Origin of the sequence: Methylobacterium sp. PvR107 (assembly GCF_017833295.1) — a bacterium.
In the GTDB taxonomy this organism is placed as follows: domain Bacteria; phylum Pseudomonadota; class Alphaproteobacteria; order Rhizobiales; family Beijerinckiaceae; genus Methylobacterium.
The window spans coordinates 5,086,462-5,110,784 of the sequence record NZ_JAFIBW010000001.1 but is presented as its reverse complement, the minus strand read 5'-3'; the positions used below and the strand labels follow the sequence as shown (position 1 = coordinate 5,110,784).

Below are 24,323 nucleotides of genomic sequence, written 5' to 3'. Positions count from 1 at the left end.
CGAGTGGCCGGTGGTGTCAATCCAGGGCCTTGGAAAGCGATGAGCCGAAGCAGAGTTCCACTTGGAATCACAGTTACTGCCTGGCGGCCTGCTCTAATATTCAGCAGGCGCGGCGCGCGCCGGCGCCCGATGTCTTCGCGCGACTGACCCCAGGGCCTGTCGCGGCAGCACAGCTCTGCCCGGCTCAGCGCCATGTTGCATCGCACAGGGCACGCTCGTATCCCTGCCGCCGTGGGGGCCGGAACGCCCGGACCCCGCCGAGACCCGGTGCCAGACGATCGATGCCGATGACGCCCGACAAGCTCTCCCTGCCCAAGGACAAGATCCGGGTCCTGCTGCTCGAAGGCATCAATGACAGTGCCGTCGCGCTGATGCGCGCGGCCGGCTACACCAACCTGACGCGGCTGCCGAAGGCGCTTGATCGAGAGGCCCTGCACGCGGCACTCCAGGGGGTGCACATGGTGGGCATCCGCTCCCGGACGCAGCTCGACGCGGCAGCCTTCGAGGCTGCGGACCGGCTGCTCGCGGTGGGCTGCTTCTCGGTGGGGACGAATCAGGTCGATCTCGAGGCGGCGCGCCACCGCGGCATCCCGGTCTTCAACGCGCCGTTCTCGAACACCCGCTCGGTGGCCGAGCTGACGATCGGCGAGATCGTGATGCTGCTGCGCCGGATCGTGCCGCGCTCGGTCGGCGCTCATGCCGGCCGCTGGGACAAGTCGGCGGTCGGCTCGCTCGAGGTCCGCGGCAAGACGCTCGGCATCGTGGGCTACGGCAATATCGGAACGCAGCTCTCCACCCTGGCGGAAGCCATGGGCATGCGCGTCCTGTTCTACGATCACACGGACAAGCTGCGCCACGGGAATACCGAGCCGACCGAGACGCTGCACGAGCTGCTTGCCCAGAGCGACGTCGTTTCGCTCCACGTGCCGGAGACCGACGCCACGGCCAACATGATCGGCGACGCCGAGATCCGGGCCATGAAACCCGGTGCGTTCCTGATCAACAACGCGCGCGGCACCGTGGTCGATCTCGACGCGCTCGCGGCGGCCCTGCGCGACGGCCACCTCAAGGGTGCCGCGGTCGACGTCTTTCCCGTGGAGCCGGGCTCAAACGCCGAGGCCTTCGTGAGTCCGCTCCAGGAGATCGAGAACGTCATCCTCACGCCGCATGTCGGCGGCTCGACGGAGGAGGCCCAGGAGCGCATCGGGGCGGAAGTGGCCCGCAAGCTCGTGGACTATTCCGATATCGGCTCGACGGTCGGTGCGGTGAATTTCCCGCAGGTGCAACTGCCCGCCCGGCCGACCGGCACGCGCTTCATCCACGTCCAGCGCAACCTGCCAGGCATGCTGGGGCGCCTCAACGACGTGTTCTCCCGGGGCCACGTCAACATCGCGGCGCAGTTCTACCAGACCGACGGCGAGGTCGGTTACGTGGTGCTGGAGACGGACGCCACCGACGCGGATGCGGAGGGGCTGCTCGACGAGATCCGGGCCATACCGGGCACCATCCGCGCCCGACTGCTCTACGAGCGGCGCTGAGCGCACGGTTACGCAATCGGCGGGCATTTACGCTGCCCGCGTGAACGTGCCTGCGACTGCCGCGTTCGTCTTGCGTGGCCATGCCGGCCGCTGTTCAAGTGGCGTGCGACCGGTCCCGGTGGATCGGATCGGCGGCGGAGGATTGACGTTGACGAAACGTGTTGCGCGCGCCTTGGCCGGCCTCGTGCTCGGCATCGCCGGGACGGTCCCAGCCGCCTCGGATGCCTCGGCGGATTGCCTCCGCCGCGTCTATAACCGCTCGAACCTCGTGCTCGTCGTGCGGAATGAGGCGGGACCGCCGGTGACGCTGCCGCCCGGGCGATCCCTGCCCGTGCGCCTGTCGCGACCGGGCCAGATCGACGTGTCAGCCTATTGCGGCATCCCAGGCGTCGGCGGCGAACCGGTGCTGCACCGGACCTTCGATTACGAGGCTGTGCTCGACCGCTGCTTCGTCCGGTTCGGCGACGATCTGTTCGTCCCGCAACTCGGGCGCGGATTTTTCGGGACGCAGGAAACCGCGCCGTTCACGGTCAACAATCCGCGTCAGGGCGACATCATCCTCGGGCCGGCAGCCCAGCCGGCCTGCGCAGTCCCGGGCGCCGTCCTGAGCCGCCGCGGCTGATCGCTCAGAGATAGTGCCGGAAGACGACGCCGCCGTCCTCGGCCGCGTCGGGCTGACAGGGGGCGACCGGCCCGATCAGCGGGCTGGCCAGACGCAGGGCGATCAGGCCAAGGGCTGCGAGCGTCGGGGCGATGAACCGGAACGGGCGAGCGAGCATGAGCGCCTCCGTCGCGCGATCGCCGCTTCAGGAAGAGTCCTGTGTGCAGCCCTGGCGCGCTTGTGAAGCATCGCACCAGGCAGTCGAAGCCGAGGTGCCGCAGCGCACATCGGTCACGTTCCGCCGGAACCGCTGCCGGCCTGACACCACCCGGTTACGGTCGGCCGATTGCGTCGACCGCGTCGCTGGCATGTATCCCGACGCGCTCCTATGCTGCCTGCAGCCGGGATGTACCTGCGGACGCGTGTCACGGTGCGCGGCCGTGCCGAACCGGCGCCAATGATTGCGTGAACGAGGACGCGCGTATGCTCACTCAGACTGGCAGCACGATCCTGCGGGAGGATCTCGGTGTCGAGGAGACGATCGAGTCCGACAACATCGTCCGCTGGGACGGCGAGCGGCTCTATGTCGAGCAGGACGTTTTTCACAACGGCCAGCTCGTTCATCGCAAGTATCGCCGCACCGTCACCGAGCCCGTGGCGCGTGTGCTCTGGACGATCATCAACCGCGCCAAGCAGTAAGCGGCGCTGCGGGATCGCGTGCGGTGGGCCGACAGGGTCACCGCACGCGACCGGCGATGGCGTCCCGGCGCGGGCCGGTGAAGCGCCTCGGTGTAAGGAATGTCCCCGATCCCGGGCCGGACCGCGACGCAGGCCGGCATACGCCAGATCGAGGATTTCGGCCTGCAGCCTGCTTCAGGCGGCTACGGCGTCCGGCGTCTCGACCAGTGTGAGATGCACCGGGCGGACTGCGTCGAGACGCTCATGCGCGGCGTCGAAGGCGGCGCGAATGGTTGTGGTGGCATCCTCGACGGCGACCAGCACCGCCAGCTTCTGCGTGGTCGCCCGATCCGCGATGCCGCGGGCGGCGCAGACCAGGGACTGCTCCAGATCCAGGAACTCGATCTCGGTATCGGCCCCGGCCTCCTGCGTGGCCGTCGCGAGGCGCGCAAGCACAGCTTCCAGCGCGTGACGCAGGACGAGCGTCCGCACGCGCTCCTGAAAGGGCGCCCTCTCGTCGATCTTCATGGGAATCAGTCCGCGTTCGGGAACACGGCTAAGCTCTCATACTTCCGCGGACTGTGCAGCCACCTTTTTGCAACAGCATAATACAGTCTCGCAGGCAGCAGGTGCAGCGCGCCGAGCATCGTGCCAGTCAATGTTTCTGGAAAGATGCTGGCACTATTCGAGTTCCTATGGGGTCCAGCTCGGTTCTGCCGCTCGGCGATAGGGGGTGGGATGCCGAAGAGGTAAAAGATTAATCTGTATTCGTCAGCCGAAGATCCGCCGCACCGGTGTCGACGGCAGGGCCGGCCGGCAATCGTTTGAGCGGTCTGCACCGGACATCGCAACTCCCCAATCGTTCCGGCAAGGGGCCGCGGCGGATGTCAGTATGGCGTGCCCTGCGCGCGCCGGGTACGCAGGGCCTCGGCATACCATTCCAATTCATCGAGGAACCGATTCGCGGCTTGCTCGAGCCAAGGCTCGGCGGGCGTTCCGTCTTCGTCGATGGCTTTCTGAAGACGGGGAATCGGCAGGAGCGAAGGGATGCTGGGCATGCCCATCTCTGCGAGCATCGCGCGCAGCGGCATGGCCGCCCGGACACCGCCGAACTGTCCCGCCGAGTAGCAGCAGATCGCTGACGGCCGCCAGTAATACTCCTCGAGGAAGTGATCGAGGGTGTTCGAGAGCGCGGGCGGGACCCCGTGATTATACTCGGCGGAGACGATCAGGAACGCGTCGGATCCACGATACAGGGCGGCCAGCCGCTCGAGCGGTTCCGGTGCCCCGCCGGCCGGATATTCTTTGTGCATCCGGTCGAGCAGCGGAAGCTTCAGCTCGGCAGGATCGACGAGCGGCGCGGCATGGCCCCGCGCCTGCAGCTTCGACGTCAGGAAACGCGCGGCCCGGATGCCGATCCGGTCGGTTCGGACGCTGCCGAGAATGACGGGCACGGTCAGGGTCATGATGGCCTCCGATCGGCGCGATCATGCCAGAGCCGGGCGCGCCGCTCCAGACACGCCGCGCGCCCCGTCCGGTCAGGCCTTCGCGGTGCCGGTCAACGCGGCCGCCGCGATGCCCACGGGGCCGCCGCTCGCGTAGGCGGCGATCGCCTTCGTCACCTGCTGCAGGATGGAGTCCAGACCATTTCCGATGCTGGCCGCGGATGACGCGTCGCCGCTCGGGGATCCGCCCGCGACCGATGCGGTGTCCGAGGCGCTGCTCGCCTGGCCGGACTGCGTGCCGTCCGCGGCGCCAGGCGCGAGCGGATGGTGGTGGTGATTGCGAGGACGTTGGACCGGGGTCGCATCGCCCGCGGCCTGGCTCGCGTTCGACACACCGGAGGTCGCGGCGGCCCCGGCGGCGTCGGCCGAGTCGGTCGGCGACGTGACGCCGTTCTGCAGGCCCATCTGGCTGAAGTCGGATTGCAGTTGCAGGAGCGAGGCCATCAGATCGTTCGACATGGCCGGCGCGGCGGCCGTGCCGCTCGACTGGGCGGCGCTGCTGGCGCTCTGGGCTGAGCCGGCAGCCTGCGACGCGGGTGTGAACGTGTCGGCATCCACCGGCTTTGCATTTGCGGCGCGCGCCTGACGCAACGCGCTGACGAGATCCTTCTGAAGGGATGTCCCTGAAACTGCGTTCACCGACATAGCCGAATCCTCTTGCCACCTTCCGGATTCGGCAGGCACGGCGCGTTCCAGAAATTCGCCTGTGATTTCAATCACCCACCCGGTCACGGCATCGGCAGGTTCGACCGCGCGGCAATTTCTGCCGGGACCTACCGAGCCGACATCGCGGGGCTGACGACCGGGCCGGGCGTGTGCGTGCCGGCGCGGAAAGCCAGCAGGGCAATCGCGTTCAGCAGGGCCCAGAGCAAGAACAGGACGCCGAGACCCGTGGCGACAGCCCCGGCGCGCGTGCCGGCGCTCTGGATGAGGATGCAGCCGCGCGTGAAGAGCGAGGCCATCGCCAGGGGCAGGCCGAAGACGGAGGGCATCGCGCACCGGAAACGTAGCTGGATTCCGGGCTCGCCGGCATGACGCAGACCGGTGCGAGCTCGCAGGGCTGGCCGGGGCGCTTCATGGGCACCCGCGAGCGCCTCGCGCTCGACCGCCTGCTCTACAGCGGTCTACGCCGCGGCGACGCCGTCCGTGTCGCGCGTCCGCACGTGCGCAACGGCCGCATCCGCATCGAAAGGAGAAGACCGGCCAGGCGGTGACGATCCGGATCCTCTCTCCCCTCGCCGCGTCGATCGCCTCGAGCCTCGTCGGGAAGCTGACGTTCATCGCGGGGGCGCGCGGCCGGCCGACGACCAGAAAAAACTTCGGGAACTGGTTCCGGAATGCTTGCGGGTCGGCCGGCGTGCCGGGCCGGGCCCACGGCCTGCGTGGAGCGAGAGCAGACAAGCCAGCACACACAAGATGTAAGAAAGTCGACGGTTCCCAGAGCAGGACTCGAGCCTGCGACAAGGCGGTGAACCGTCGCGGAATACTGCCGGTTTTTCGAGTACTGAGATTCTGCAAAAATTTCCAACCGAAAACTGTTATCGTCGATCTTTTTGAGGTTGTCTAACACAATTACACGCTTAATTTTAGAATAAAATCTATTAAATATTGTTAATATGGCAACGGCACAGGCGCTCGACGGGAACTACCGGGATGCGTGTGCGGGCCTCTTACTGAGCGTTGGGCTTGCGGCGGCTTTCGACCCGCCCCAGCCGTCCAAAGCACCGTGGGCGTTTTCCATAAGCGGTCATTTGCCAGACCTCTTGGGACTCCGTTCTGGGGTGGAAAGCGACCGTATTAGGGTGCGCCCTTGGGTGGCGAGCTGCCACAACCCAGGGTCATCGCGCCCAGCGGAAAAGTGGCGCATAAGGGACCATCACTGGCTTCGGACCGGCCGTCAGTGCGTGAGAGCAGCGAGCGCTCCCGGCCTGATCACGCGGAGCACCGTTTTGGCTAGCAGTAGGCCTTTAGCCATCCTCATTGCGGAGGCTGACGAGGTCGTCCGTATGGTCACGGCCGACATGCTGGAGGATGTCGGCTTCCAGACCATAGAGGTCCGCACGGCCGCCGAGGCGCTGGCGGTCCTGGAAGGACCGATCCCAGTGAGCATGCTGATTACGGGACGCGGCATCGTGGGCGATGGTGTTGCCCTGGCCCAACTCGTTCATCACCGTTGGCCCGCTGTTGGCATCATCGTCACCTCAGGGGCCGGAGCGGATCTTCAGGGCGTGTTGCCGCCGGGCGTGAGGCTGCTCAGCAAGCCCTACGACTTTGCAGACCTTATCCACGAAGTGGAGGCTGGCCTCGCACAGGTACACGACGAGCCCTCAGGCGCTCCCGTACTCCCCGGCGGTGTACCGCCCCATACGGGAATGGAGATGGGCAACGGCATGGGAGCTGTCGCCGCTCCCACGACAGAACCGGACAAAACGTAACGCTTGCTTTCACGACGGCTCGGTCTGACCCCCATCAGCTTGGCCGAGGCGATGTCCGCTTCTTGGGACTCTCGCTCGAGAGCAGACGGGCGTAGAATTACCCACAGGGGCCTAGCGCAGCATGAAGCTTCGTTCCGAGCGGGGGTGCTTCCCAAAGCCCACGGGACCGCCGCCTCGGCTCTGGCCGCCTCATGAGCCTTGGAGCCTGCCTGCAGGTACAATCAACGCGAGGAGCACACCGAGACCGGCGTCCGTGGCTGCTCCCTCAGCGCGAACCGTGTTGATGAGCTGGTTGCTCGCGTACCTAGAGTTGACTGACCTCGCATTTGACAGCATGAGCCCGATGGCCAGAGCAAGCGACAGGTGTCTAACCTGAAATATCTAACCTTCAGGGTTAGACAGAGCAACTTGGTAACCGGGGCAGATTGCCGGGCGGTCAGACCGTTGCGGCGTTTCTGACGAGATCCGGTAGGGACGGGATCGCGTCACCGTCCGGGATCCCAAGGCGGTCACCGAGGTAGCGGAAGAACGAGATCCCGAGCTTGGCACAGGTCTTCATCAGGCCGAACATGACGTCGCGGGCGGTGCGGCCGGCCTCGCTCATCGTCCCGCCCGAGATCTTCCGCTTGGTCACGCAGGCGCGGATGTCGTTCTCCGAGCCGTTGGTGTGGAGCGGGATCTCGGGCCGCTCCAGCACGCGGAGCAAGGCGGCCTTGTGCCGGTGCAGGCGGGCGAGCAGCCGGTCGAGCATCACTGCGCCGGTGCGGCGTGTGAAGATCCGGTCGAAGCGGGCGCGCAGGGCGCGGGCTCGTTTGGGGCAAGGGGCGCGGGCCCAGGCCTTCAGGTCGGCATAGAGCCACCAGATCAGGGTGCGGGTGAGCGCGATGGCTGTAAAGGGCGGACCAATTCCAGGCCGCCGTGTCGGAGCAAAATCAGGCCACTGGCAACGTGCAGCTCGAACGAAGAAGGGGCCCGATCGGGCCCCTTCTTCGTTCGTCGCCGATCGTAAGGGTCAGGCCGGCGGGATCTCGCCCGTCTCGGGGTCGTGAGGATCGGCGGTGGCCTGGTTTTGCTCCGCCCCTTCGGCCCGGCCGCGCCGGCTGCGGGAAGTTTTGAGGCGGTAGCTGTTGCCGTTCAGGCTCAGGATGCTGACGTGGTGGGTCAGCCGGTCGAGCAGCGCGCCCGTGAGCCGTTCCGAGCCCAGAACTGACGTCCAGTCCTCAAACGGGAGGTTCGAGGTCACCACGGTCGAGCCACGCTCGTAGCGCTGCGAGAAGACCTCAAACAGCAACTCCGCCCCCGTCGACGACAGCGGCACGTAGCCGAGTTCGTCGACGATCAGGAGCTTGACCGCGGCTAGTTCGCGCTGAAGCCGGAGCAGACGACGCTCGTCGCGCGCCTCCAGGAGTTGGTTGACCAGCGAGGCCGCGGTGGTGAACGTGACCGAGAAGCCCTTCTGGCAAGCCGCCAAGCCGAGAGCCAAGGCGATGTGGGTCTTGCCAGTGCCCGAGTTGCCAAGTGCGATGACGTTCTCCCGGCCGAGGATGTAGCCACAGCGGGCCAGTTCCAGCACGAGCATCTTGTTCAGGCTCGGGATCGCGGCAAAGTCGAACGTGTCGAGGCTCTTCACCGCCGGGAAGCGCGCCGCCCGGATGCGGCGCTCGACCATGCGCCGCTCACGGTCGATCAGCTCCAGTTCAACCAGCCGCAACAGGTAGCGCGAGTGGTCCAGGCCGCTCTGAGCGCACTCGCGGGCAACCTTGTCGTACTCGCGCAGCACCGTGGGCAGCTTGAGCTGCTTGAGGTGGTGAGCCAGCAGGACGCCCGGCGTGGTCTCGTCGCGCGCCGGGCTCATGCGGCCACCTCCGGCACCAGCACGGCATAGTCGGCAGCCACGGTGGTCCGCACCGTGGTTCTGGGCAGGTGCGGATAGGCTGCCAGGTCGAGCCGGGGCGGTCGGTGCTCGAGTCGGGCCAGCGCAATCAGCTTGACCGCATCGAAGCCGATCGCCCCGAGCCGGATCGCCTCCGCGACGGCTGCGGCCACCACGTCCTTGGGCATCGCCTCCATCAGGCGCAGCACCTGGATGAACTCGCGCTTGCCCCGGTTGCCCATGCGCGCCTCCAGGAGATGGCGCAGGTGCTGGAACGCCTCGGGCAGATCCCAGTCCTGGAGGGCCGCCGCTTGGTCGAGGGCGTTCGGCTTGGTCTCGATCAGCGCGAGGTAGTGCAGCGGCTCGGAGACGAACACGCCGGTGCCGTAGCTGCGTTCGTGCCGGGCGATCTCGATCCCGCCGCACAGGATCACGACCTCGTCGACGAAGCCCTTCACCAGCACGTCCCGGAAGCCGTAGGCGGTGGGCACCGAGTAGTCGTTGCCGTGATAGCGCACCAGCGCGGTCGAGGAGACACGACCAGCCCGCTTCTCGCACGGCTCCAGCGGGACCGCCGGCAGGGCGCGCAGGACCGCACGGTCGGCCACGAGCCGCGTACCGATGAGCTCGGCAGACCGACCGGCACACTCATCCTGCCGGACTCGGCAGCGTCGCTCCAGATCAGCGTTCAGCGCCTCGAACGAAGCTGCCTCCGGAGCCGGGGTCATGAAGTTGGACCGGGCGAACTTGACCAGCCCTTCGACTTTGCCCTTGTCGTTGCCCCTGCCCGGACGGCCGAAGCGGTCGCGGAACAGGTAGTGGCTCACCAACTCGGTGAAGGCGCGCGTGCGCTCGCGCTGCCCGTCACCGCAGATCTTGGCGACCGCGATCTTCGTGTTGTCGTACAGGATCGACAGCGGCACGCCCGTGAAGAAGGCGAAGGCGGCGACGTGCCCGTCGAGGAACGCCTCGGTGGTCTCCCGCGGATATGCCTTCACGAAGCAGGCGTCGGAGTGCGGCAGGTCCATGCAGAAGAAATGGATCTTGCGACGCACGCCGCCGATCGTGGCCACCGCCTCGCCGAAGTCAACCTGGGCATGGCCAGGCGGGTGGGCCAGCGGCACGAAGGTCTCCCGCCCCTGCGATCGGCAGATCCGCACGTGGTCCTTCACCACCGTGTAGCCGCCGGCATAGCCGTGCTCGTCGCGTAAACGCTCGAAGATCCGCTTGGCCGTGTGCCGCTGCTTGATCGGCGCGCTTCGGTCCGTTTCCAGGATGGCCGTGATCACCGGCAGAAGAGGCCCAAGCTTCGGCTTCTCGACCGGCTTCGAGCGCGTATAGCCCGGCGGCAGGGAGAACCGGCACATCTTGGCGATCGTCTCTCGGCTCAGCCCGAACACTCGAGCCGCCTCACGCCGAGAGTTGCCCTCGATAAACACGAACTGCCGAACGGCCGCGTAGACTTCCACGGCAAACATCCCCAGCTCCTCTCGAAAGAGAAGCTTCTCCACTGGCCGGCTTTTACGCCGCCCGCATCAGCACGACGCCGACGCTCCAGTGGATGGTTTTGTCACCGCCCTACACAGTCCGAGCGCGACGGGCGGCGGTCCTGGCGCGCGCCGGCCGCGATCCTGGCGCGGCGACCGCATCTGGCGTAGGAGCGGCGTCCAGCAGAGCGGAGACGCTGATGCCGCGCCGCGCTGCCGCCGTGACGCAGGCCGACATCGCCCGAGCGATTCGCGCCATGCGCGATGCGGGTTTTCCGAAGGTGCGGGTCGTGATGCGCGAGGGAAGCATCACCATCGAGCCGGGCGAGCCCGTCGAGGCGCCAGCCGGCCGCCGGCTTGCCGACCGGGAGCATGTGGTGGTCCTATGAGGTCCGCCATGCCCCGCCCGCGCCCGAAGCACCTCCACCGTGAGACCATCCGCCACGGCGAGACGGTCTGGTACTTCCGGCGTGGGTCCGGACCGCGCATCCGCTTGCGCGCAGCGTACGGCACGAAGGCGTTCGTGGCCGAGTATGAGGCCGCGTTGGCGGGCCAGCCCGCGCCCGTGGCGAAGGGCGTCACAGTCGGCACCATGTCATGGCTGATCGGCCGCTACATGGTGAGTGCCCACTGGACCGAGGCGCTGTCGACGGCCACCCGCGCGCAGCGGTCCGGCATCCTGAAGGAGACCGTGCGCATCGCCGGCACCGAGCCGATCGAGGCGATCAGCGCGCGGGCCATCCGGGAGGGCCTGGACCGCCGTGCCGCCCGACCACATGGCGCCAACAACTGGCTCAAGACGATGCGCGGCCTGTTCGCCTTCGCGGTCGAGCGCGAGTACCTGCAGGCCGATCCGACCCGCGGTGTGAAGCTGCTCAGCGGTCCCAATGATCGCAACGGCTTCCACACTTGGACCGAGGACGAGGTCGCCCGTTTCGAGGTGCGCTGGCCGCTCGGCACCCGCGAGCGCCTGGCGCTCGACCTCCTGCTCTACACCGGTCTGCGCCGGGGCGACGCCGCCCGCGTCGGACGCCCGCACGTGCGCGATGGCCGGATCCGTATTCAGACGGAGAAGACCGGCCAGGACGTGACGATCCGGATCCTTCCGCCCCTTGCCGCCTCGATCGCCGCGAGTCCGGTCGGCGAGCTGACCTTCATCACCGGCGAGCGCGGCCGACCGATGACGAAGGAGAGCTTCGGGAACTGGTTTCGGGATGCCTGCGCGAAGGCCGGCGTGCCGGGCCGAGCCCACGGCCTGCGCAAAGCCGGCGCGCGACGAGCAGCCGAGAGCGGCGCGACTGAGGCTGAGCTGAACGCGTGGTTCGGATGGGCCGAGGGAAGCCGTGAGAGCGCGACTTACGTGCGCGGCGCCAATCGAACGAAGCTGGCGGAACGTATTGCCGACCGTTGGAACGGCGACGCTATTCCCGCACCTCAGCACCCGGTGCGGGAGCGAGAGCAGAAAAGCTCGAAAGTTCAGGGCGTTGCTGGAGTGATGGCTCCCCGAGCAGGACTCGAACCTGCGACAAGGCGATTAACAGTCGCCTGCTCTACCAACTGAGCTATCGGGGATCACGGTCGCGTCTGTACACACCGGGATCGCGGGGCGCAAGGCCCTCGGCGCGCAATCTGCGCATCGCTGACGCCTCGCAGCGGGCGTCGCAGGAGCAAGGCGCGCGCCTGCGGCCTGACGGCAACAGCTGGGTCGATCGGCAACAAGCGATCGCGCAACTCGGCCCAGCGGTCGGATCCAGGCAAGAGCGTATCGGCGCCGCGGGTCATCCGAGCGTCACGACGCACGCCTACGGGACCAGCCTCGCCGGTCGAGCCGGCTTCTGCGCGCTGCACACATGCTGACCCATCGCTGTCTCGACCCCCAGGATCCGTACGGTGAACGGGAGGTCCGCGTCGCCTTCGAGTGGATCGCCGGCGGCCCACGGCTGATCGCAGCCTTCGACGATCTGCAGGCCGACATCCTGCCCGATCTCGTCGAGGCCCAGTGCGACGACCTGCGTCGCGAGATCGTCACGGCCGTACCCGGGCCCGAGACACGTCAAGCCTGGAATGCAGAGGCGACGGTCCCCCGGGTCTGCGGGCACTGAGGGGCCATCCTCGCCCGGTCGCGACCCAAGTCTGCACGGCGCAGCGTCGATCAGCCGAACACGCGCCGGGCCAACGGGATTGCCGGCGCGACTTGAGCATCGGCGGTCCATTTGCGCCCGTGAGACTACATAGGTGCCGTCATGCGCGTTCAAAAGCGAACGCACGGTCCAGAAACTGCAATTTTTCTGACGGATAATGCGAGAGTTTCGGTTTGAACACAGCGCAAGGATGAAGTGGAAATTTTCGAATTTGCCGGCTATATTTGGATGTGCGGTGCGTTCGCTAGCTCTATGTCTTAAGCGTTCCGGTTCTCCTGCGAACGTGACCTCGGGCCCATGCGCATTTCTCTCGGACTCAAGCTCTCAGCTGTTATCGGTCTGCTGGCCTTTGTGGCGGTCGGCATCTCGCTCTTCGCGATCCGCCAATCGAGCCGGGAGCAGGAGCGCGCCGCCGCCACCGACAGGATCTGGAACGCCGGGCTGCAAGCCGGGGCACTCGGCCAGGCCATCGAGCATGCCGTCGTGCAGACGACAGCGCTCTACACTGCCGAGGACAAGACGGAGGCGCGAACGCGTCTCTCCGCGCTCCATGCGGCTCTGCTGGTGGTGGAGCAGGTCCGCGTGCCGTTTCTCGAAGCCATGACGGACCAGCTGCCCGAGGATCGGCGTCGCCGGTTCGACCTGTTCGTCAAGGAATTCATCGCCTACCAGAATGACACGGCCGAGCTGGGACTGACCATCTCGCCGAAGGCGGCCCTCATCCAGGCCACGGACGAGGCGACGGTCAGGAACCGCGAGCACATGATCGCCGAGATCGGTGCCCTCGGGCGCGACGTACTCGGCCGCCTGAACGCGCGCCGCGCCGCCGACGCCGCAGATCGCAGCCAGGCGCGGATCACCCTCATTGGCGTGCCGGCGGTGGCGCTGGCGATCGGCCTGCTTGCCGCGATCGGGATCATCGTCACGCAGGTCCGGCGACCGCTGCACCGATTGAAGGTCTGCATGACGGCTCTGGCGGCCGACGAGCTCGAGCGAACGATTCCGTTCACGAGCCGCCGCGATGAGATCGGCGAGATGGCGGGCGCCATCGCGGCGTTTCGGACGGCGCTCATCGAGAAGCGAAGTCTCGACCAAGAGGCGCAGGCACGCCGCGATCGCGACCGGATCCGGGCAGAGGCCTTGGCCCAGGCGACTCGCGCATTCGAGACCGAGACACGCCGCGCTGTCTCGGATCTCGCGGGCTCCGCCGAGGCGATGCAGGCGGCGGCCGATACGCTGTCGGGGAATGCCGGCGTCATGGCCGTGCAGGCGACCGTGGTGGCTGGCGCCTCGAGCCAGACGGCCGGGATCGTTGACAGCATCGCCAGTGCGGCCGAGGAGCTGTCGGCCTCCGCCCGGGAGATCGAGACTCGCGTCCGTCAGACCAGCGAGATCGCCGCGACGGCTCGCACCGACACGCAGGGCCTGGCGCAGACGGTGTCGAGCCTGGCGCAGGCGGCCGAAGAGATCGGCGCCGTGGTCACGCTGATCCGCGATGTCGCCGAGCAGACCAATCTGCTGGCGCTCAACGCCACGATCGAGGCCGCGCGCGCGGGCGCGGCGGGCCGCGGCTTCGCCGTGGTCGCCGCCGAGGTCAAAGCCCTTGCCGGACAGACGGCGGGCGCCACGGACCGCATCACCGGGCAGGTGGACTCCATCCAGAAAGCTGCGGATCGGACGGCGGCCGCCATCGCGGCGATCGGCGAGACGATCGCCCGGATGAGCCTGATTGCCGCGGAGGTCGCGGACGCCACCGACCAGCAGGGCCATGCCAGCCAGGAGATCGCGCGCGCGATCTTCAGCGCGGCCGAGGATGCGCGGAAAGTCTCCGAGAGCGTCGCGGGTGTGCGGGCGGCGGCCGCGTCCAATGAGGCTCAGGCCGGACAGGTGCGGGGCAGCGCGTCGCGGGTGAATGCGGGCACGCACAGCCTGCAGCAGGCGATCGAGACCTTCATGGCCCAGGTCCACGGCGCCTGACGCCGGTCAGGCCGCTGAGACACAGCAACGGTCAATGATCGGTAAGATGGAGGCCTCGCCCGGAATCGAACCGGGGTGCAAGGATTTGCAGTCCTCTGCGTAACCACTCCGCCACGAGGCCTTCTGAACGGCGCCGAGGCACCGTGCGGAGCTGGGCGGTCAGCTCCGGGTGCGCGTCTCTAGCAGAGGTCGGCGGCCGCAGGCAACGGCTGCGACGCGCGAAGATGCAGGATCGTGTCAGCTCTGCCAGACCCGGGGCATCGGCAGGCCACGATAGCCGGTCAGGAAGCGCGCGATGAGGCCACGCAGCGGCCCGACGGCACCGGACAGGGCGCGGATGGCGAGATGCCCGTTCCAGGCGCTGGCGGCCGCTTCGATCCCGGATGCGCCGGCTTCGGCCAACCGCGCGCGCGCCTCGTCCAGGCGCGCCTCGGCGCCGTCCGAGACGTCGAGCAGGGTCGCGCAGGCGCCTGCCCCGCCGCCGATCGCCGGTCGCGCGAGGAGGTCGCTGATGGGGCCATCGAGCACGAAGCTGTCGGCGTAGACCAGACGCCCTGCGCGGCGCACCCGCCAGGCATCGGCGAACAGCCCGTCTGCGATGCGCTCGCCCCGCGCGGCGCGACCGAACGCGACGATTTCCGCGGCGACCAGCGCGGCGCCCGGTGCGAGGTCGGCCTCGAAGCGCCGCCGCACCCGTGCGTGGTCGAAGAGAATAGTCTCCTGCGGCAGCCAGGCGAGCTTTGCGCCGGCACCGAGCGAGACATGGTTCTCGATCCGGCTCACCGGTCCGTCCGAGCGGTAGATCTTCTCCGCGGCCGTGGTGGTCAGGACGAGGTCGCCTCCGGGCGCGAGATCGAGCGTGATCGCGAAGTGATCGCCGCACGCGACCCCACCGGCCGTGTTGACCAGCACGGCCTCGAGCGCGCCGTCGCCACGCGGGAAACGCAGCCGGGACGGGCCGGACTCCGCGAGGTCGATGATGCGCGTCGCCCCTCCCGGATGCGCCGGACCGGCCTGCAGCCGGACCTGTCCGTTCGAGCGCTGACGCAGCGGCGCCGCGCAATCCGCGGCTTGCCGCGAGTTAGGATCCGGGATGCGGCCGTGCATCAGGCGCGCTCGGATGCCTCGCCCGACACCGCCTCGATCGGCAGGGTCGGCCGGTCGAGGATGCGCCTTCCGAACAGGCTGGCGACCAGCTCGACCAGCACCCGGGCGCTGCGCCCGCGCTCATCCAGGAAGGGATTGAGCTCGACCACGTCGAGCGAACGCACGAGACCGGAATCGTGCAGCATCTCCATGATCAGATGCGCCTCCCGGAACGTCGCGCCGCCTGGCACCGTCGTGCCGACGCCCGGTGCGATCGACGGGTCGAGGAAGTCGATGTCGAGGCTGACATGCAGATGCGCACCGAGGGCGGCAACTCCGTCGAGCACGCGTCGTAGCGGGGCCACGACGCCGAATTCGTCGATGGTGCGCATGTCGGTCACGCCGACGCGCCGGGCCGTGACCAACGCGCGCTCGCCCGCATCGATCGAGCGGAGGCCGAACAGGTGGACGTGGCTCGGCGCGAGCGGCGGAGGCGCCGGCTCCGCGAACAGGCGCGGGAAGCCCGGCTCACCGCAGAGCGCGGCCAGCGGCATGCCGTGGACATTGCCGGAGGGCGAGGTCTCCAGCGTGTTGAAGTCGGCATGGGCATCGAGCCAGAGCACGAAGAGAGGCCGCCCCTGCGATGCGCAGTGGCGCATGACGCCGTCGATGGACCCGACCGAGAGGCTATGATCGCCGCCGACGGCCAGGGGAAGCGCACCGGCCTTGAGCGCGGCCAGGACTTCCCGAGACAGGGCGCGCGACCATGCGGCGACCGCGGTGAGACCCCGCGCCTCGGCCGGCTCGTCGGGAACGACGTCGCCGTGATCCGTGACCATATGGCCGAGGTCGGCGAGGGCACGGACCAAGCCGGCGGTGCGCAGGGCCGCCGGACCCATGAGGGCGCCGGGCTCGCTGGTTCCGACCTCGATCGGGACGCCGATCAGCGCAATGCTGCACGCTCGGTCGGGGGTGGCCTCGCTCGTCATCCGATCTCCCTCGGCCGCCCGGGGTCCAGCGGCGGCTCGTGCCTCGCAGCTGCTCTAGCAGGCCCCGGGCCGCGGTTCGATCACCGCGGCTGTCGGCCTCGTCGGCCGCCGATGATGCATGCCGCACAGGGACGTGCCCGGATGGCCGGTGCCGGCTTTCCGGCTCTCCGCATGAGCCGGAGATCGACAGACCCGGACCGCTCGAGCGCCGTTTACGCGCCCTTCACGAGCATTGCTTCTATGTTTCCGCGAGATTCTCCCCTCCTTCAAACTGTCCAGAGCCCACCATGACTATTCTTTCGCGGCTGAGCACGCGCCTTCCGGCGATGACCGTCGGGCTGGCGCTTCTCAGTGCCACCGCGATGGGCGGTTTCAGCTGGTACACGGCGCGGTCCGGACTGATGAGTGCGGCGCACGAGCGCCTTCAGCTGGCCGCTGCGGCGCGCCGGGACGGGATCGAGCTGGTGGCCGACCGGATGCAGGCCGACTTCCTGGCCGTCGCGGCCCACCCGCAGATCGTCTCGAACTTTCCCGACCTGATCGAGACGCTCGATCCGGCAAAGCCCGAGACCGCCGCCGTCATCGAGGCCTTCCGGGCGCCGCAGACGATGGAGGCGCGCGTGGCGCTCGACGGCACCGGGATGGCTTCGATGTATGGCCGCCGGCACGTCAAGGTTCACGAGGTGGCCCGCAAGCTGATCGCTCAGCCGGGCTACGCCGACCTCATGTTCCTCGATGAGGGCGGCCGGATCGCCTACACCACGACGAAAGGCGCCGACTTCGCCAAGTCGATCTCGGATGACACCCTTTCGCGGACCGCCCTCGCGCGTCTGGTCGAGCGTCTCAAATCCGCGGATTCGAACGCCGTGCTGTTCGAGGATTTCGCCGCCTACCCGGTGGATGGGGCTCCGGCCGCGTTCATCGGGCGCGCCATGACCAAGCGCGCGAACGTCGCCATGGGAACCGCGCAGGCGGCGGAGCGGATCGGCTTCATCGTCATGCGGGTGACGCCGACCCTGTTCGATCAGACGCTGGCCAAGCGGACCGGTCTGGGCGAGACGGGGCAGATCCTCGCGGCCGGTGCCGACGGGCTCCTGCGCAGCAATCCGCCGCTCAATCCGGCGGTGAAGGCCGGGAGCGGGCTCGCGCCGCTCGGGATCGCCGCTGACCAGATCAAGGCGGGCGGCAGCGTCGATTTCACCGCCGCCGACGGGCCGCACATGGCGGCCGTCTCGCCGCTCACCGTTCTGGGCGCGCCCTGGACGGTCATCGCGGAGCAGGCGCAGGCCGAGGCCATCGACGCCGTGCGCGCGCTGTCACGGACGTTGATCCTGACCGGCCTCTTCGTCCTGCTGGGCACGGCTCTCCTGGGCCTGCTGCTCGCGCGCTCGATCGTGGCGCCGCTGGGCGCGCTCACCCGCGCCCTGAAGGCGCTCGCCGACCGGCAGAGCCTCGCCGACGTGCCCGGCAGCAAGCGGCGGGATGAGATCGGGGACATCGCCCGCGCCGTCGTGACGATCCGGGACATGTCGCTGGAGGATGCCGCACAACAGCTGCAGACCACCGAGGCGGCGCGCCTGCGCGAGGAGCAGAGCCGTCGCGCCATGCTGAAGGAACTCGCCGACGGCTTCGAGCACTCGGTCGGCGGCATCGTGGAGGGCCTGACCGGCGCGGTGGCGGCTCTGCAGGACGCGTCCGGCACCATGCGGGTTGCTGTCGCCGGCACCTCGCAGCGCTCGACCAGCGTCGCCGGTGCGGCCCGGCAGACGTCCGACAACGTCAACGCCGTGGCGGCGGCCGCGGAGGAGCTGGGCGCGACCGTGCAGGAGATCGGCCGCCAAGTGGAGCAGGCCGCCGGCATGTCGGCCACTGCCGTCGGGGAGGCGCGCAGGGCCGAGCAGACGATGGCCGATCTCGCTGCGGCCGCGACGCGGATCGGCGACGTGGTCGGGATGGTCTCGACGATCGCCGGCCAGACCAACCTTCTGGCGCTCAACGCCACGATCGAGGCCGCGCGTGCCGGCGAGGCGGGTCGCGGCTTCGCGGTCGTCGCCGCCGAAGTCAAGGAACTCGCCACGCAGACGGCCCGGGCGACAGAGGAGATCGGCCGACAGGTGGAGGCAATCCAGGCTGTGGCGCGCGATGCGGGCGGCGCGATCCAGGGCGTTGCCGGTCAGATCGAGGCGATGAGCCAGGTATCGACCAGCATCGCGGCGGCGGTAGACCAGCAGGGTGTCACCACCCAGGATATCGTCCGCAGCATGGGACAGGCCTCGACCGGAACCGGCATGATGACGGCCGATATCGCCGAGGTCGCCCGGGTCGCCGACGATGCCGGCCAGGCGGCCGCTTCCGTGGCCCAGGCCTCCGACGCCCTTGCGGCGCGCTCGGAGCAGCTCCGGGCCGAGGTCGCGCAATTCCTGCGCAACGTGCGGGCGGCGTAGTCGCGTCGGCCGCCGGGGCGGACGGCCTCAGGCCGCCTCGGCCGGCACCGGCGCAGGCTTCTGCTCCCGCCGGCCGGCGAAGGCCTGGGCCGCCAGGGGCAGCTCGATCGCCGCGCAGAGGCCGCCCTCGCGCCGGTTCTCGAGGGTGAGCCGCCCGTTATGGGACTCGACGATGGCCTGGACGATCGAGAGGCCCAGGCCGAAGCCGCTCGCCTCGTTGAGGTTGCGCGCCCGATCACCGCGCACGAACGGCTGTAGCATGGCCTCGCGCTCGGCCTCTGCTATGCCCGGGCCCTGATCGAGCACGCAGACGCGGACGCCGCGCTCGGACGCGTCCATGTGGACCTCGGCGCGGCCGCCATACTTGATCGCGTTGTCCACGAGATTGGTCACGGCGCGCTGCAATTCCTCCGGGCGGCCCTGGACCAGAACGTGCCGGCTGCGGCCGACGCTCACCGGCGCGCCGAAATCCGAGAAATCGTCGCAGACGGTCTGAACCACCGAGGCGAGATCGACCAGGCTGTGGCTGCCGGTATCCCGGGTCTGGCCGTCGCGGACGAAGGACAGCGCCGTCTCCACCAGACCATTCATCTGATCCAAGTCGCGCAGGGTGGCGGCCCGGGCGGCATCGTCCTCGATGAACTCAGCCCGCAGGCGCAGCCGCGTGATCGGCGTGCGCAGGTCGTGGCTGATCGCCGCGAGCATCTGCGTCCGGTCGTCGATCAGCCGGCGCACCCGCGACCGCATCCGGTCGAGGGCCCGGGAAACCGCCAGCACCTCGCGGGGGCCTGCCTCCGGCAGCGCGACGTGATCGTCGCGGGTTCCGAACGCCTCGGCCGCGCCGGCCAGACGCTTCAGCGGGGCAGTCAGGGCCCGGGTCGCCCAGACGCTCAGCAGGGCCAGGGTCAGCGCCAGGAACACGACGGTGAAGATCAGCGCGCCCTGCTTCGGCGTTCGAAGCGGGTCATTGGGCAGGGTCGCCTGGAGCATCGCCCCGGCGGGGGTGACGATGCCGATATGCAGCCGCGCCGGCGAGCGGCTCTGTTCCGGGTCGCCGCCCGACAGGTCCGTGATGGTCACAGGCCGCCCGGCGCCGTTGCGCAGGCGGTGGATGACGGGAAGGTCGGGAACAGGTTTCGCGCCGGGCGGCACCGCCCCGTCCCAGCCTTCGACATGGATCAGCGGCAGGCTGTGACCGCTGGCCAGGAGTGCGGGCCGGGCGGCCGGATCCACCGCATCGAGGAGCCGCGCCAGCGTGCCCAGGCGGCTCGCCGCCACGCCCGGCAACTCGTCGGGATTCTGCGCCTCATGCAGGAGCAGGAACGCGACGGTCGCGACGACGTGCGCCACCGCGATGCCGGCGACCACCAGAAGCGCGATCTGGCCCGCGATGGTCGTCGGTCGCAGCCGGAGGCGCAGGCGTCGCAGCGCGGTCATGAGCGCGTCACCTCGGGCGTGAACAGGTAGCCGCCCGAGCGGATCGTGCGGATGAACTCGGGATTGCGTGTGTCGCGCTCGATCTTCTGCCGGATGCGCGAGATCAGCACATCGATGCTGCGCTCGAACGGGCCGGCCGTGCGCCCCTGGGTGAGATCGAGAAGCTGGTCGCGGGACAGGACGCGACCCGGGCGCAGGCACAGCGCATGGAGGAGGTCGAACTCGGCGCCCGTGATGGCGATGCGCGCACCCTCGGGCGACAGGACCTGCCGCAGGGACACGTCGAGCGTCCAGCCGGAGAAATGCAGGCGCCGGCGCTCGTCCGAATCGGGCGCTTCGGCAGCGACCCGGCGCAGGATCGCGCGGATGCGGGCAAGCAACTCTCGCGGGTTGAACGGCTTGGCGAGGTAATCGTCGGCCCCGAGTTCCAGGCCGAGGATCCGGTCCACATCCTCGGACTTCGCCGTGAGGATCAGGATCGGGATCTGGGAGGAGCCGCGCAGACGCTTGCACAGGCTCAGGCCGTCCTCCCCCGGAAGCATCAGGTCCAGGACGATCAGATCGATGCGGGATTCCGCGAGCGCGCGGTCCATGTCGGTCCCGTCGCCCGCCAGCGTGACGCGGCAATCGTTGCCCCGCAGATAGCGCGCGATGAGGGCCGAAATCTCCCGATCGTCCTCGACCACGAGGATGTGGGGTGTTGCCGGAGCAGTCATCGCGAAGGAGTCTGTGTGCGGTTCGGCCTGCATCATCAGGCTATTATGCGCCGATCCGACGATTATTCGAAGATGGTTGGCGGAACCAATTTGTAAGCGCGTGTTTCCCGCCTGCATCCTGCATTGGGTTGCGACATGACAAGGGGGAACCGATGACCGAGAACGAGGCTCGGAGCGAGTGGATCGCACCGCATCCGCCGGAACTCGCCTCACCGTGGCGCACCGAGATCCGGACGGCGCTTCAGGACGAGGCGCGGAGCTTCGCCGCCGACACGGTGCTCCCCCTGGCCGACGAGCTCGACCGGAAGAAGGGCGAGATGCCCCGCACGCTGATCGACGCCATGGCCGAAAAGGGCTGGTTCGGCATCACGATTCCCGAGCAACAGGGCGGCCTGGGCCTCGGCGTGTTCGAGTACTGCCTCGTCTCGGAGGAACTGGCGCGGGCGTGGCTCTCGGTCGGCAGCATCCTGGCGCGGGGCCAGGGGCTCGGGACGCAGACTCTCGATCCGGAGCGCCGCGCCGACCTCCTCCGACGCTCCGCCCGCGGACAGTGGATCGGCTCGATCTCCCTCTCGGAGCCCAATGCCGGCTCCGACCTCGCCGGCGTTCAGACCCGCGCGGTGCGGGATGGCGACGTCTGGCGGCTGACGGGGACGAAGCGCTGGGCCGGGTTCGCCAAGGGCGCGGATTTCGTCGAAGTCCTGGCCCGGACCCGCGACCCCGAGCCCGGCGAATCGCGCTCGGCCGGCCTGGAGCCGTTCCTGGTCATCAAGGAGCGCGACCGCTTTCCGCCCGGCATGACCGGCCGGGTGATCGACAAGATCGGCTATCACGGCTTCGAGACCTTCGAGCTGACCCTCGAGGATGTCCGGGTGCCCGAGAGCGACCGGCTCACCGGCCTCTACGGCGACCAGGGCGCCGACGCCGATTCCGGCGGGTTCGCGGCGGTCCAGCGCGGCCTCAACATCGCCCGGGTCCATACCGCGGCGCGCGCCGTCGGCGTGGCGCGGGCGGCCGTGGAAGACAGCCAAGCCTACCTTCAGGAACGCGTCCAGTTCGGCCATCCGATCGGCGACTTCCAGGCCTTGCGCTTCGCCCTGGCCGACATGGCCGCCGAGGTCGCGCAGGCCCGGGCCTTCTGGCACCAGGTCGCGCATCTCCTCGACCAGGGCGAGCCCGCCGAGAGCGAATCGGCCATGGTGAAGCTGCTGGCCACCGAGATGGCGGTGCGCGTCACCAACCAGGCCATGCAGCTGCATGGCGGCAACGGCTACACCACCGAGCGCCGGGTCGAGCGTTACTGGCGCGACGCGCGTCTGACCACGATCTTCGAGGGCACGAGCGAGATTCAGCGGCGCATCATCAGCGATCGGATGCTGCCCCGGCCCTAGACCTGAGCGTCAAGACCTGAGCGCCAAGACAGGCGCGCTCGTGCGGCGAATCGTCGAGCGGGACTCCCCGCTCGGCATCGCCCGGCTAACTCCCCACGGAGTTCTCGTCCTGCCGCGCAGGGCCAGCCGCATTCCGGAAACGACGTGTCGAAGCCCATCAGCGACTACGCCCTCATCGGCGACACCCATTCCTGCGCGCTGATTGCCCGCGACGGCTCGATCGACTGGCTGTGCTGGCCGCGCCACGACTCGCCCGCCCTGTTCCTGAAGCTCCTCGACGACGAGAAGGGCGGCGCCTGCAGCCTGGTCTTCGACGGGCTCGCCGGGACGTCACGGCGCTACGTGCCGGACACGAACATTCTGGAGACGACCTTCGAGACCGCCACCGGGAGAGCCCGGCTCGTGGACGTGATGCCGGTCAACCCGCCGAGTCCCGAACCTGACGAAGGTCCCGACGGCGAGGGCGAGAGCCGGCTGATCCGGCTGCTCACCTGCGAGGCCGGGCAGGTGACCGGCCGCTTCGTCGTGCGGCCGACCTTCGATTACGCACGCCGCGCCTGCACGCCGATCATCGAGGGCGCCTCCGTGCTCTTCGAGGCCGGCGATTGGCGGTTGCGGGTCAACGCCCATCCGCGGCCGGACCTCGCCGGCGACGAGGCAGCGGTCCGCTTTACCCTGAGCGCGGGCGAGACCGCCTATCTGGTGCTCACCCACGGAGAGGATCAGGAGGAGGCGTGCATCGAGGACTTCGCCGGCGCGCAGCGCCGCATGGAGTCCACGGTCGAGTACTGGCACCGCTGGTGCGCCCGCAGCACCTATCGCGGTGCCTATCGCGACGCGGTGATGCGCTCGGCGCTATGCCTCAAGCTGCTGACCTATTCGCCCTCCGGTGGGATCCTGGCGGCGGCGACCGCCGGCCTGCCGGAAGCCGTCCCGGGGAATCGCAACTACGATTATCGCTTCAGCTGGATGCGGGACGCCTCCTTCACGGTCACAGCCTTCGTGATGCTGGGCTACGTCCGCGAGGCCGCCGAATTCCTGCGCTTTCTGCGCGAGCGGGACGGGACCCACGGGCGCGACACCCGGCTGATGTACGGCATCGCCGACGGGATCCCGCCCGAGGAGGAGCTGACGCATCTCGCCGGGTGGAACGGCGTGCGGCCGGTGGTGATCGGCAATGTCGCGGAATTCCAGGAGCAGCACGACATCTACGGCGAGTTGCTGCGGGCGTTGTGCATCTTCCTGGAGGCGGTGGATTACGATCCGCCCGAGAAGGTCAACGACCGTCTGCCGGCCGTGCTCGACAACCTCACCGCGCGGGCCATCCGGCACCGCCACGACCCGGATCACGGGATCTGGGAATTGCGGACCGAGCGGCGCCAGCAGCTCCATACCAAGGCGATGATCTGGGTGGCGCTCACCGACGCGGCGCGCATCGGGCGCAACATCGCGGGCGTGCCGGAGGAGAAGATCGCCGCGTGGGAGCGCGTCGCCGCGGAGGTTCGGGCGGAGTATCTCGAGATGGGCTGGAATGCGCAGAAGCAGGCTTACGTCGGTGCCTACGGCTCGCATCACCTCGACGCGGCGGTGCTGCGCGCTGCCCTGTTCGGGGCGCTCGATCCGAAGGACCCACGCACGCGCTCGACGCTGGCCGCGATCGAGCGGGAGCTGGGGCGCGGCGACCTGATCTATCGCTACCGCATGGATGACGGCCTCGACGGCGATGAGGGCACCTTCACGGCCTGCGCCTTCTGGCGAGTCGGCTGCCTCGCCCTCGAAGGCCGCACCGCGGAAGCGAAGGCCGCGTTCGAGCGGTTGATCGCGCGCGGGAACGATGTCGGGCTGTTCGCCGAGGAGATCGATCCGGATACCGGCGAGCAGCGCGGCAACACCCCGCAGGGCTTCTCCCACATGGCCCTGATCAACGCCGCCCTGCGGCTGGAGAGCAGCATCGCGCGTTACGGGCTTGCCGATGCGGCGGAGGCGGAAGGGCGCAGAGCGGCCGAATAGGGACGCGCTGCGCGT

At 68.8% G+C, this 24,323-nt stretch carries 22 protein-coding genes, 2 tRNA genes and 2 pseudogenes; 11 read left to right on the top strand and 15 right to left on the bottom strand.

Annotation, left to right across the window (positions count from 1 at the left end):
* Window positions 1–287 precede the first annotated feature (287 nt).
* Window positions 288–1,538: a phosphoglycerate dehydrogenase gene (serA, locus tag JOE48_RS24225; protein WP_210033547.1), complete on the top strand. Its 1,251-nt coding sequence runs from the start codon at window positions 288–290 to the stop codon at window positions 1,536–1,538.
* Window positions 1,539–1,686: 148 nt separating this feature from the next.
* Window positions 1,687–2,160 carry a hypothetical protein gene (locus tag JOE48_RS24220; RefSeq protein WP_210033546.1) on the top strand — a complete coding sequence of 158 codons (474 nt, stop codon included), beginning with the start codon at window positions 1,687–1,689 and terminating at the stop codon, window positions 2,158–2,160.
* Between the two features lie 4 nt (window positions 2,161–2,164).
* Here the strand turns inward: JOE48_RS24220 and JOE48_RS24215 are convergent, their stop codons facing one another.
* Window positions 2,165–2,317 (bottom strand): hypothetical protein, encoded by a 153-nt coding sequence (locus JOE48_RS24215; protein WP_210033545.1) that lies wholly within the window; start codon window positions 2,315–2,317, stop codon window positions 2,165–2,167.
* Window positions 2,318–2,622: 305 nt separating this feature from the next.
* Here JOE48_RS24215 and JOE48_RS24210 point away from each other — a divergent pair, with 305 nt between their 5' ends.
* Window positions 2,623–2,838, top strand: coding sequence for a hypothetical protein (locus JOE48_RS24210; RefSeq protein ID WP_210033544.1), 216 nt, complete (start codon window positions 2,623–2,625; stop codon window positions 2,836–2,838).
* A 174-nt stretch (window positions 2,839–3,012) separates the two neighbouring features.
* Here the strand turns inward: JOE48_RS24210 and JOE48_RS24205 are convergent, their stop codons facing one another.
* The 5 genes and pseudogenes from JOE48_RS24205 to JOE48_RS30520 all read right to left on the bottom strand — a co-directional run.
* Window positions 3,013–3,345 (bottom strand): hypothetical protein, encoded by a 333-nt coding sequence (locus tag JOE48_RS24205; protein WP_210033543.1) that lies wholly within the window; start codon window positions 3,343–3,345, stop codon window positions 3,013–3,015.
* Between the two features lie 359 nt (window positions 3,346–3,704).
* Window positions 3,705–4,283 (bottom strand): NADPH-dependent FMN reductase, encoded by a 579-nt coding sequence (locus tag JOE48_RS24200; protein ID WP_210033542.1) that lies wholly within the window; start codon window positions 4,281–4,283, stop codon window positions 3,705–3,707.
* A gap of 72 nt (window positions 4,284–4,355) precedes the next feature.
* Complete coding sequence (locus JOE48_RS24195) at window positions 4,356–4,967, bottom strand: cell wall anchor protein (protein WP_210033540.1); 612 nt, start codon at window positions 4,965–4,967, stop codon at window positions 4,356–4,358.
* A gap of 128 nt (window positions 4,968–5,095) precedes the next feature.
* A complete protein-coding gene (locus tag JOE48_RS24190; RefSeq protein WP_210033538.1) occupies window positions 5,096–5,314 on the bottom strand; it encodes a hypothetical protein in 219 nt (72 codons plus the stop codon).
* Window positions 5,315–5,316: 2 nt separating this feature from the next.
* Window positions 5,317–5,412 (bottom strand): annotated as a pseudogene (locus tag JOE48_RS30520) (NAD(P)-dependent oxidoreductase); the annotation flags it as partial.
* Window positions 5,413–6,328: 916 nt separating this feature from the next.
* Here JOE48_RS30520 and JOE48_RS24180 point away from each other — a divergent pair.
* Entirely contained in the window at window positions 6,329–6,757 is a 429-nt protein-coding gene (locus JOE48_RS24180) for a response regulator (protein ID WP_245252944.1), read from the top strand.
* 436 nt (window positions 6,758–7,193) lie between these two features.
* On the opposite strand, the gene JOE48_RS24175 is transcribed toward JOE48_RS24180, so the two are convergent.
* From JOE48_RS24175 to istA, 3 genes are all read right to left on the bottom strand, one after another.
* Window positions 7,194–7,556, bottom strand: coding sequence for a transposase (locus JOE48_RS24175; protein WP_280921385.1), 363 nt, complete (start codon window positions 7,554–7,556; stop codon window positions 7,194–7,196).
* 213 nt (window positions 7,557–7,769) lie between these two features.
* Window positions 7,770–8,612 (bottom strand): IS21-like element helper ATPase IstB, encoded by an 843-nt coding sequence (gene istB / locus JOE48_RS24170; protein ID WP_210033532.1) that lies wholly within the window; start codon window positions 8,610–8,612, stop codon window positions 7,770–7,772.
* A complete protein-coding gene (istA, locus tag JOE48_RS24165) occupies window positions 8,609–10,108 on the bottom strand; it encodes an IS21 family transposase (protein ID WP_210025731.1) in 1,500 nt (499 codons plus the stop codon). The genes istB and istA overlap by 4 nt, the downstream gene beginning before the upstream one ends.
* A 209-nt stretch (window positions 10,109–10,317) precedes the next feature.
* Here istA and JOE48_RS24160 point away from each other — a divergent pair, with 209 nt between their 5' ends.
* Together JOE48_RS24160 and JOE48_RS31100 are read left to right on the top strand one after the other, a co-directional pair.
* On the top strand, window positions 10,318–10,506 hold the full coding sequence (locus JOE48_RS24160) for a hypothetical protein (RefSeq protein ID WP_210036141.1): 189 nt from the start codon (window positions 10,318–10,320) through the stop codon (window positions 10,504–10,506).
* Window positions 10,503–11,420 (top strand): annotated as a pseudogene (locus JOE48_RS31100) (tyrosine-type recombinase/integrase); the annotation flags it as partial. The gene JOE48_RS24160 and the pseudogene JOE48_RS31100, both read left to right, overlap by 4 nt.
* 193 nt (window positions 11,421–11,613) lie before the next feature.
* On the opposite strand, the gene JOE48_RS24150 reads toward JOE48_RS31100, so the two are convergent.
* A tRNA-Asn gene (locus JOE48_RS24150) sits at window positions 11,614–11,689 on the bottom strand.
* Between the two features lie 278 nt (window positions 11,690–11,967).
* Here JOE48_RS24150 and JOE48_RS24145 point away from each other — a divergent pair.
* Both JOE48_RS24145 and JOE48_RS24140 read left to right on the top strand, forming a co-directional pair.
* Complete coding sequence (locus JOE48_RS24145; protein ID WP_210033531.1) at window positions 11,968–12,219, top strand: hypothetical protein; 252 nt, start codon at window positions 11,968–11,970, stop codon at window positions 12,217–12,219.
* A 336-nt stretch (window positions 12,220–12,555) separates the two neighbouring features.
* On the top strand, window positions 12,556–14,235 hold the full coding sequence (locus JOE48_RS24140; RefSeq protein WP_210033528.1) for a methyl-accepting chemotaxis protein: 1,680 nt from the start codon (window positions 12,556–12,558) through the stop codon (window positions 14,233–14,235).
* 47 nt (window positions 14,236–14,282) lie between these two features.
* Here the strand turns inward: JOE48_RS24140 and JOE48_RS24135 are convergent.
* From JOE48_RS24135 to rocF, 3 genes are all read right to left on the bottom strand, one after another.
* Window positions 14,283–14,356, bottom strand: a tRNA-Cys gene (locus JOE48_RS24135).
* A 116-nt stretch (window positions 14,357–14,472) separates the two neighbouring features.
* On the bottom strand, window positions 14,473–15,342 hold the full coding sequence (locus tag JOE48_RS24130) for an urease accessory protein UreD (protein WP_210033526.1): 870 nt from the start codon (window positions 15,340–15,342) through the stop codon (window positions 14,473–14,475).
* Entirely contained in the window at window positions 15,342–16,310 is a 969-nt protein-coding gene (gene rocF / locus JOE48_RS24125) for an arginase (RefSeq protein ID WP_210033525.1), read from the bottom strand. Before rocF ends, JOE48_RS24130 begins: the two co-directional genes overlap by 1 nt.
* 287 nt (window positions 16,311–16,597) lie before the next feature.
* On the opposite strand from rocF, the gene JOE48_RS24120 reads away from it, so the two are divergent.
* On the top strand, window positions 16,598–18,754 hold the full coding sequence (locus JOE48_RS24120; RefSeq protein WP_210033524.1) for a methyl-accepting chemotaxis protein: 2,157 nt from the start codon (window positions 16,598–16,600) through the stop codon (window positions 18,752–18,754).
* 27 nt (window positions 18,755–18,781) lie between these two features.
* Here the strand turns inward: JOE48_RS24120 and JOE48_RS24115 are convergent, their stop codons facing one another.
* Together JOE48_RS24115 and JOE48_RS24110 are read right to left on the bottom strand one after the other, a co-directional pair.
* Window positions 18,782–20,191, bottom strand: a complete 1,410-nt coding sequence (locus tag JOE48_RS24115) for an ATP-binding protein (RefSeq protein WP_210033521.1) — start codon at window positions 20,189–20,191, stop codon at window positions 18,782–18,784.
* Complete coding sequence (locus tag JOE48_RS24110) at window positions 20,188–20,943, bottom strand: response regulator (RefSeq protein ID WP_210033519.1); 756 nt, start codon at window positions 20,941–20,943, stop codon at window positions 20,188–20,190. Before JOE48_RS24110 ends, JOE48_RS24115 begins: the two co-directional genes overlap by 4 nt.
* Before the next feature lie 116 nt (window positions 20,944–21,059).
* Between JOE48_RS24110 and JOE48_RS24105 the strand changes: the two genes are divergently transcribed.
* Both JOE48_RS24105 and JOE48_RS24100 read left to right on the top strand, forming a co-directional pair.
* Window positions 21,060–22,298, top strand: a complete 1,239-nt coding sequence (locus JOE48_RS24105; protein ID WP_210033517.1) for an acyl-CoA dehydrogenase family protein — start codon at window positions 21,060–21,062, stop codon at window positions 22,296–22,298.
* Window positions 22,299–22,442: 144 nt separating this feature from the next.
* Window positions 22,443–24,308: a glycoside hydrolase family 15 protein gene (locus JOE48_RS24100; RefSeq protein ID WP_210033515.1), complete on the top strand. Its 1,866-nt coding sequence runs from the start codon at window positions 22,443–22,445 to the stop codon at window positions 24,306–24,308.
* Window positions 24,309–24,323 lie beyond the last annotated feature (15 nt).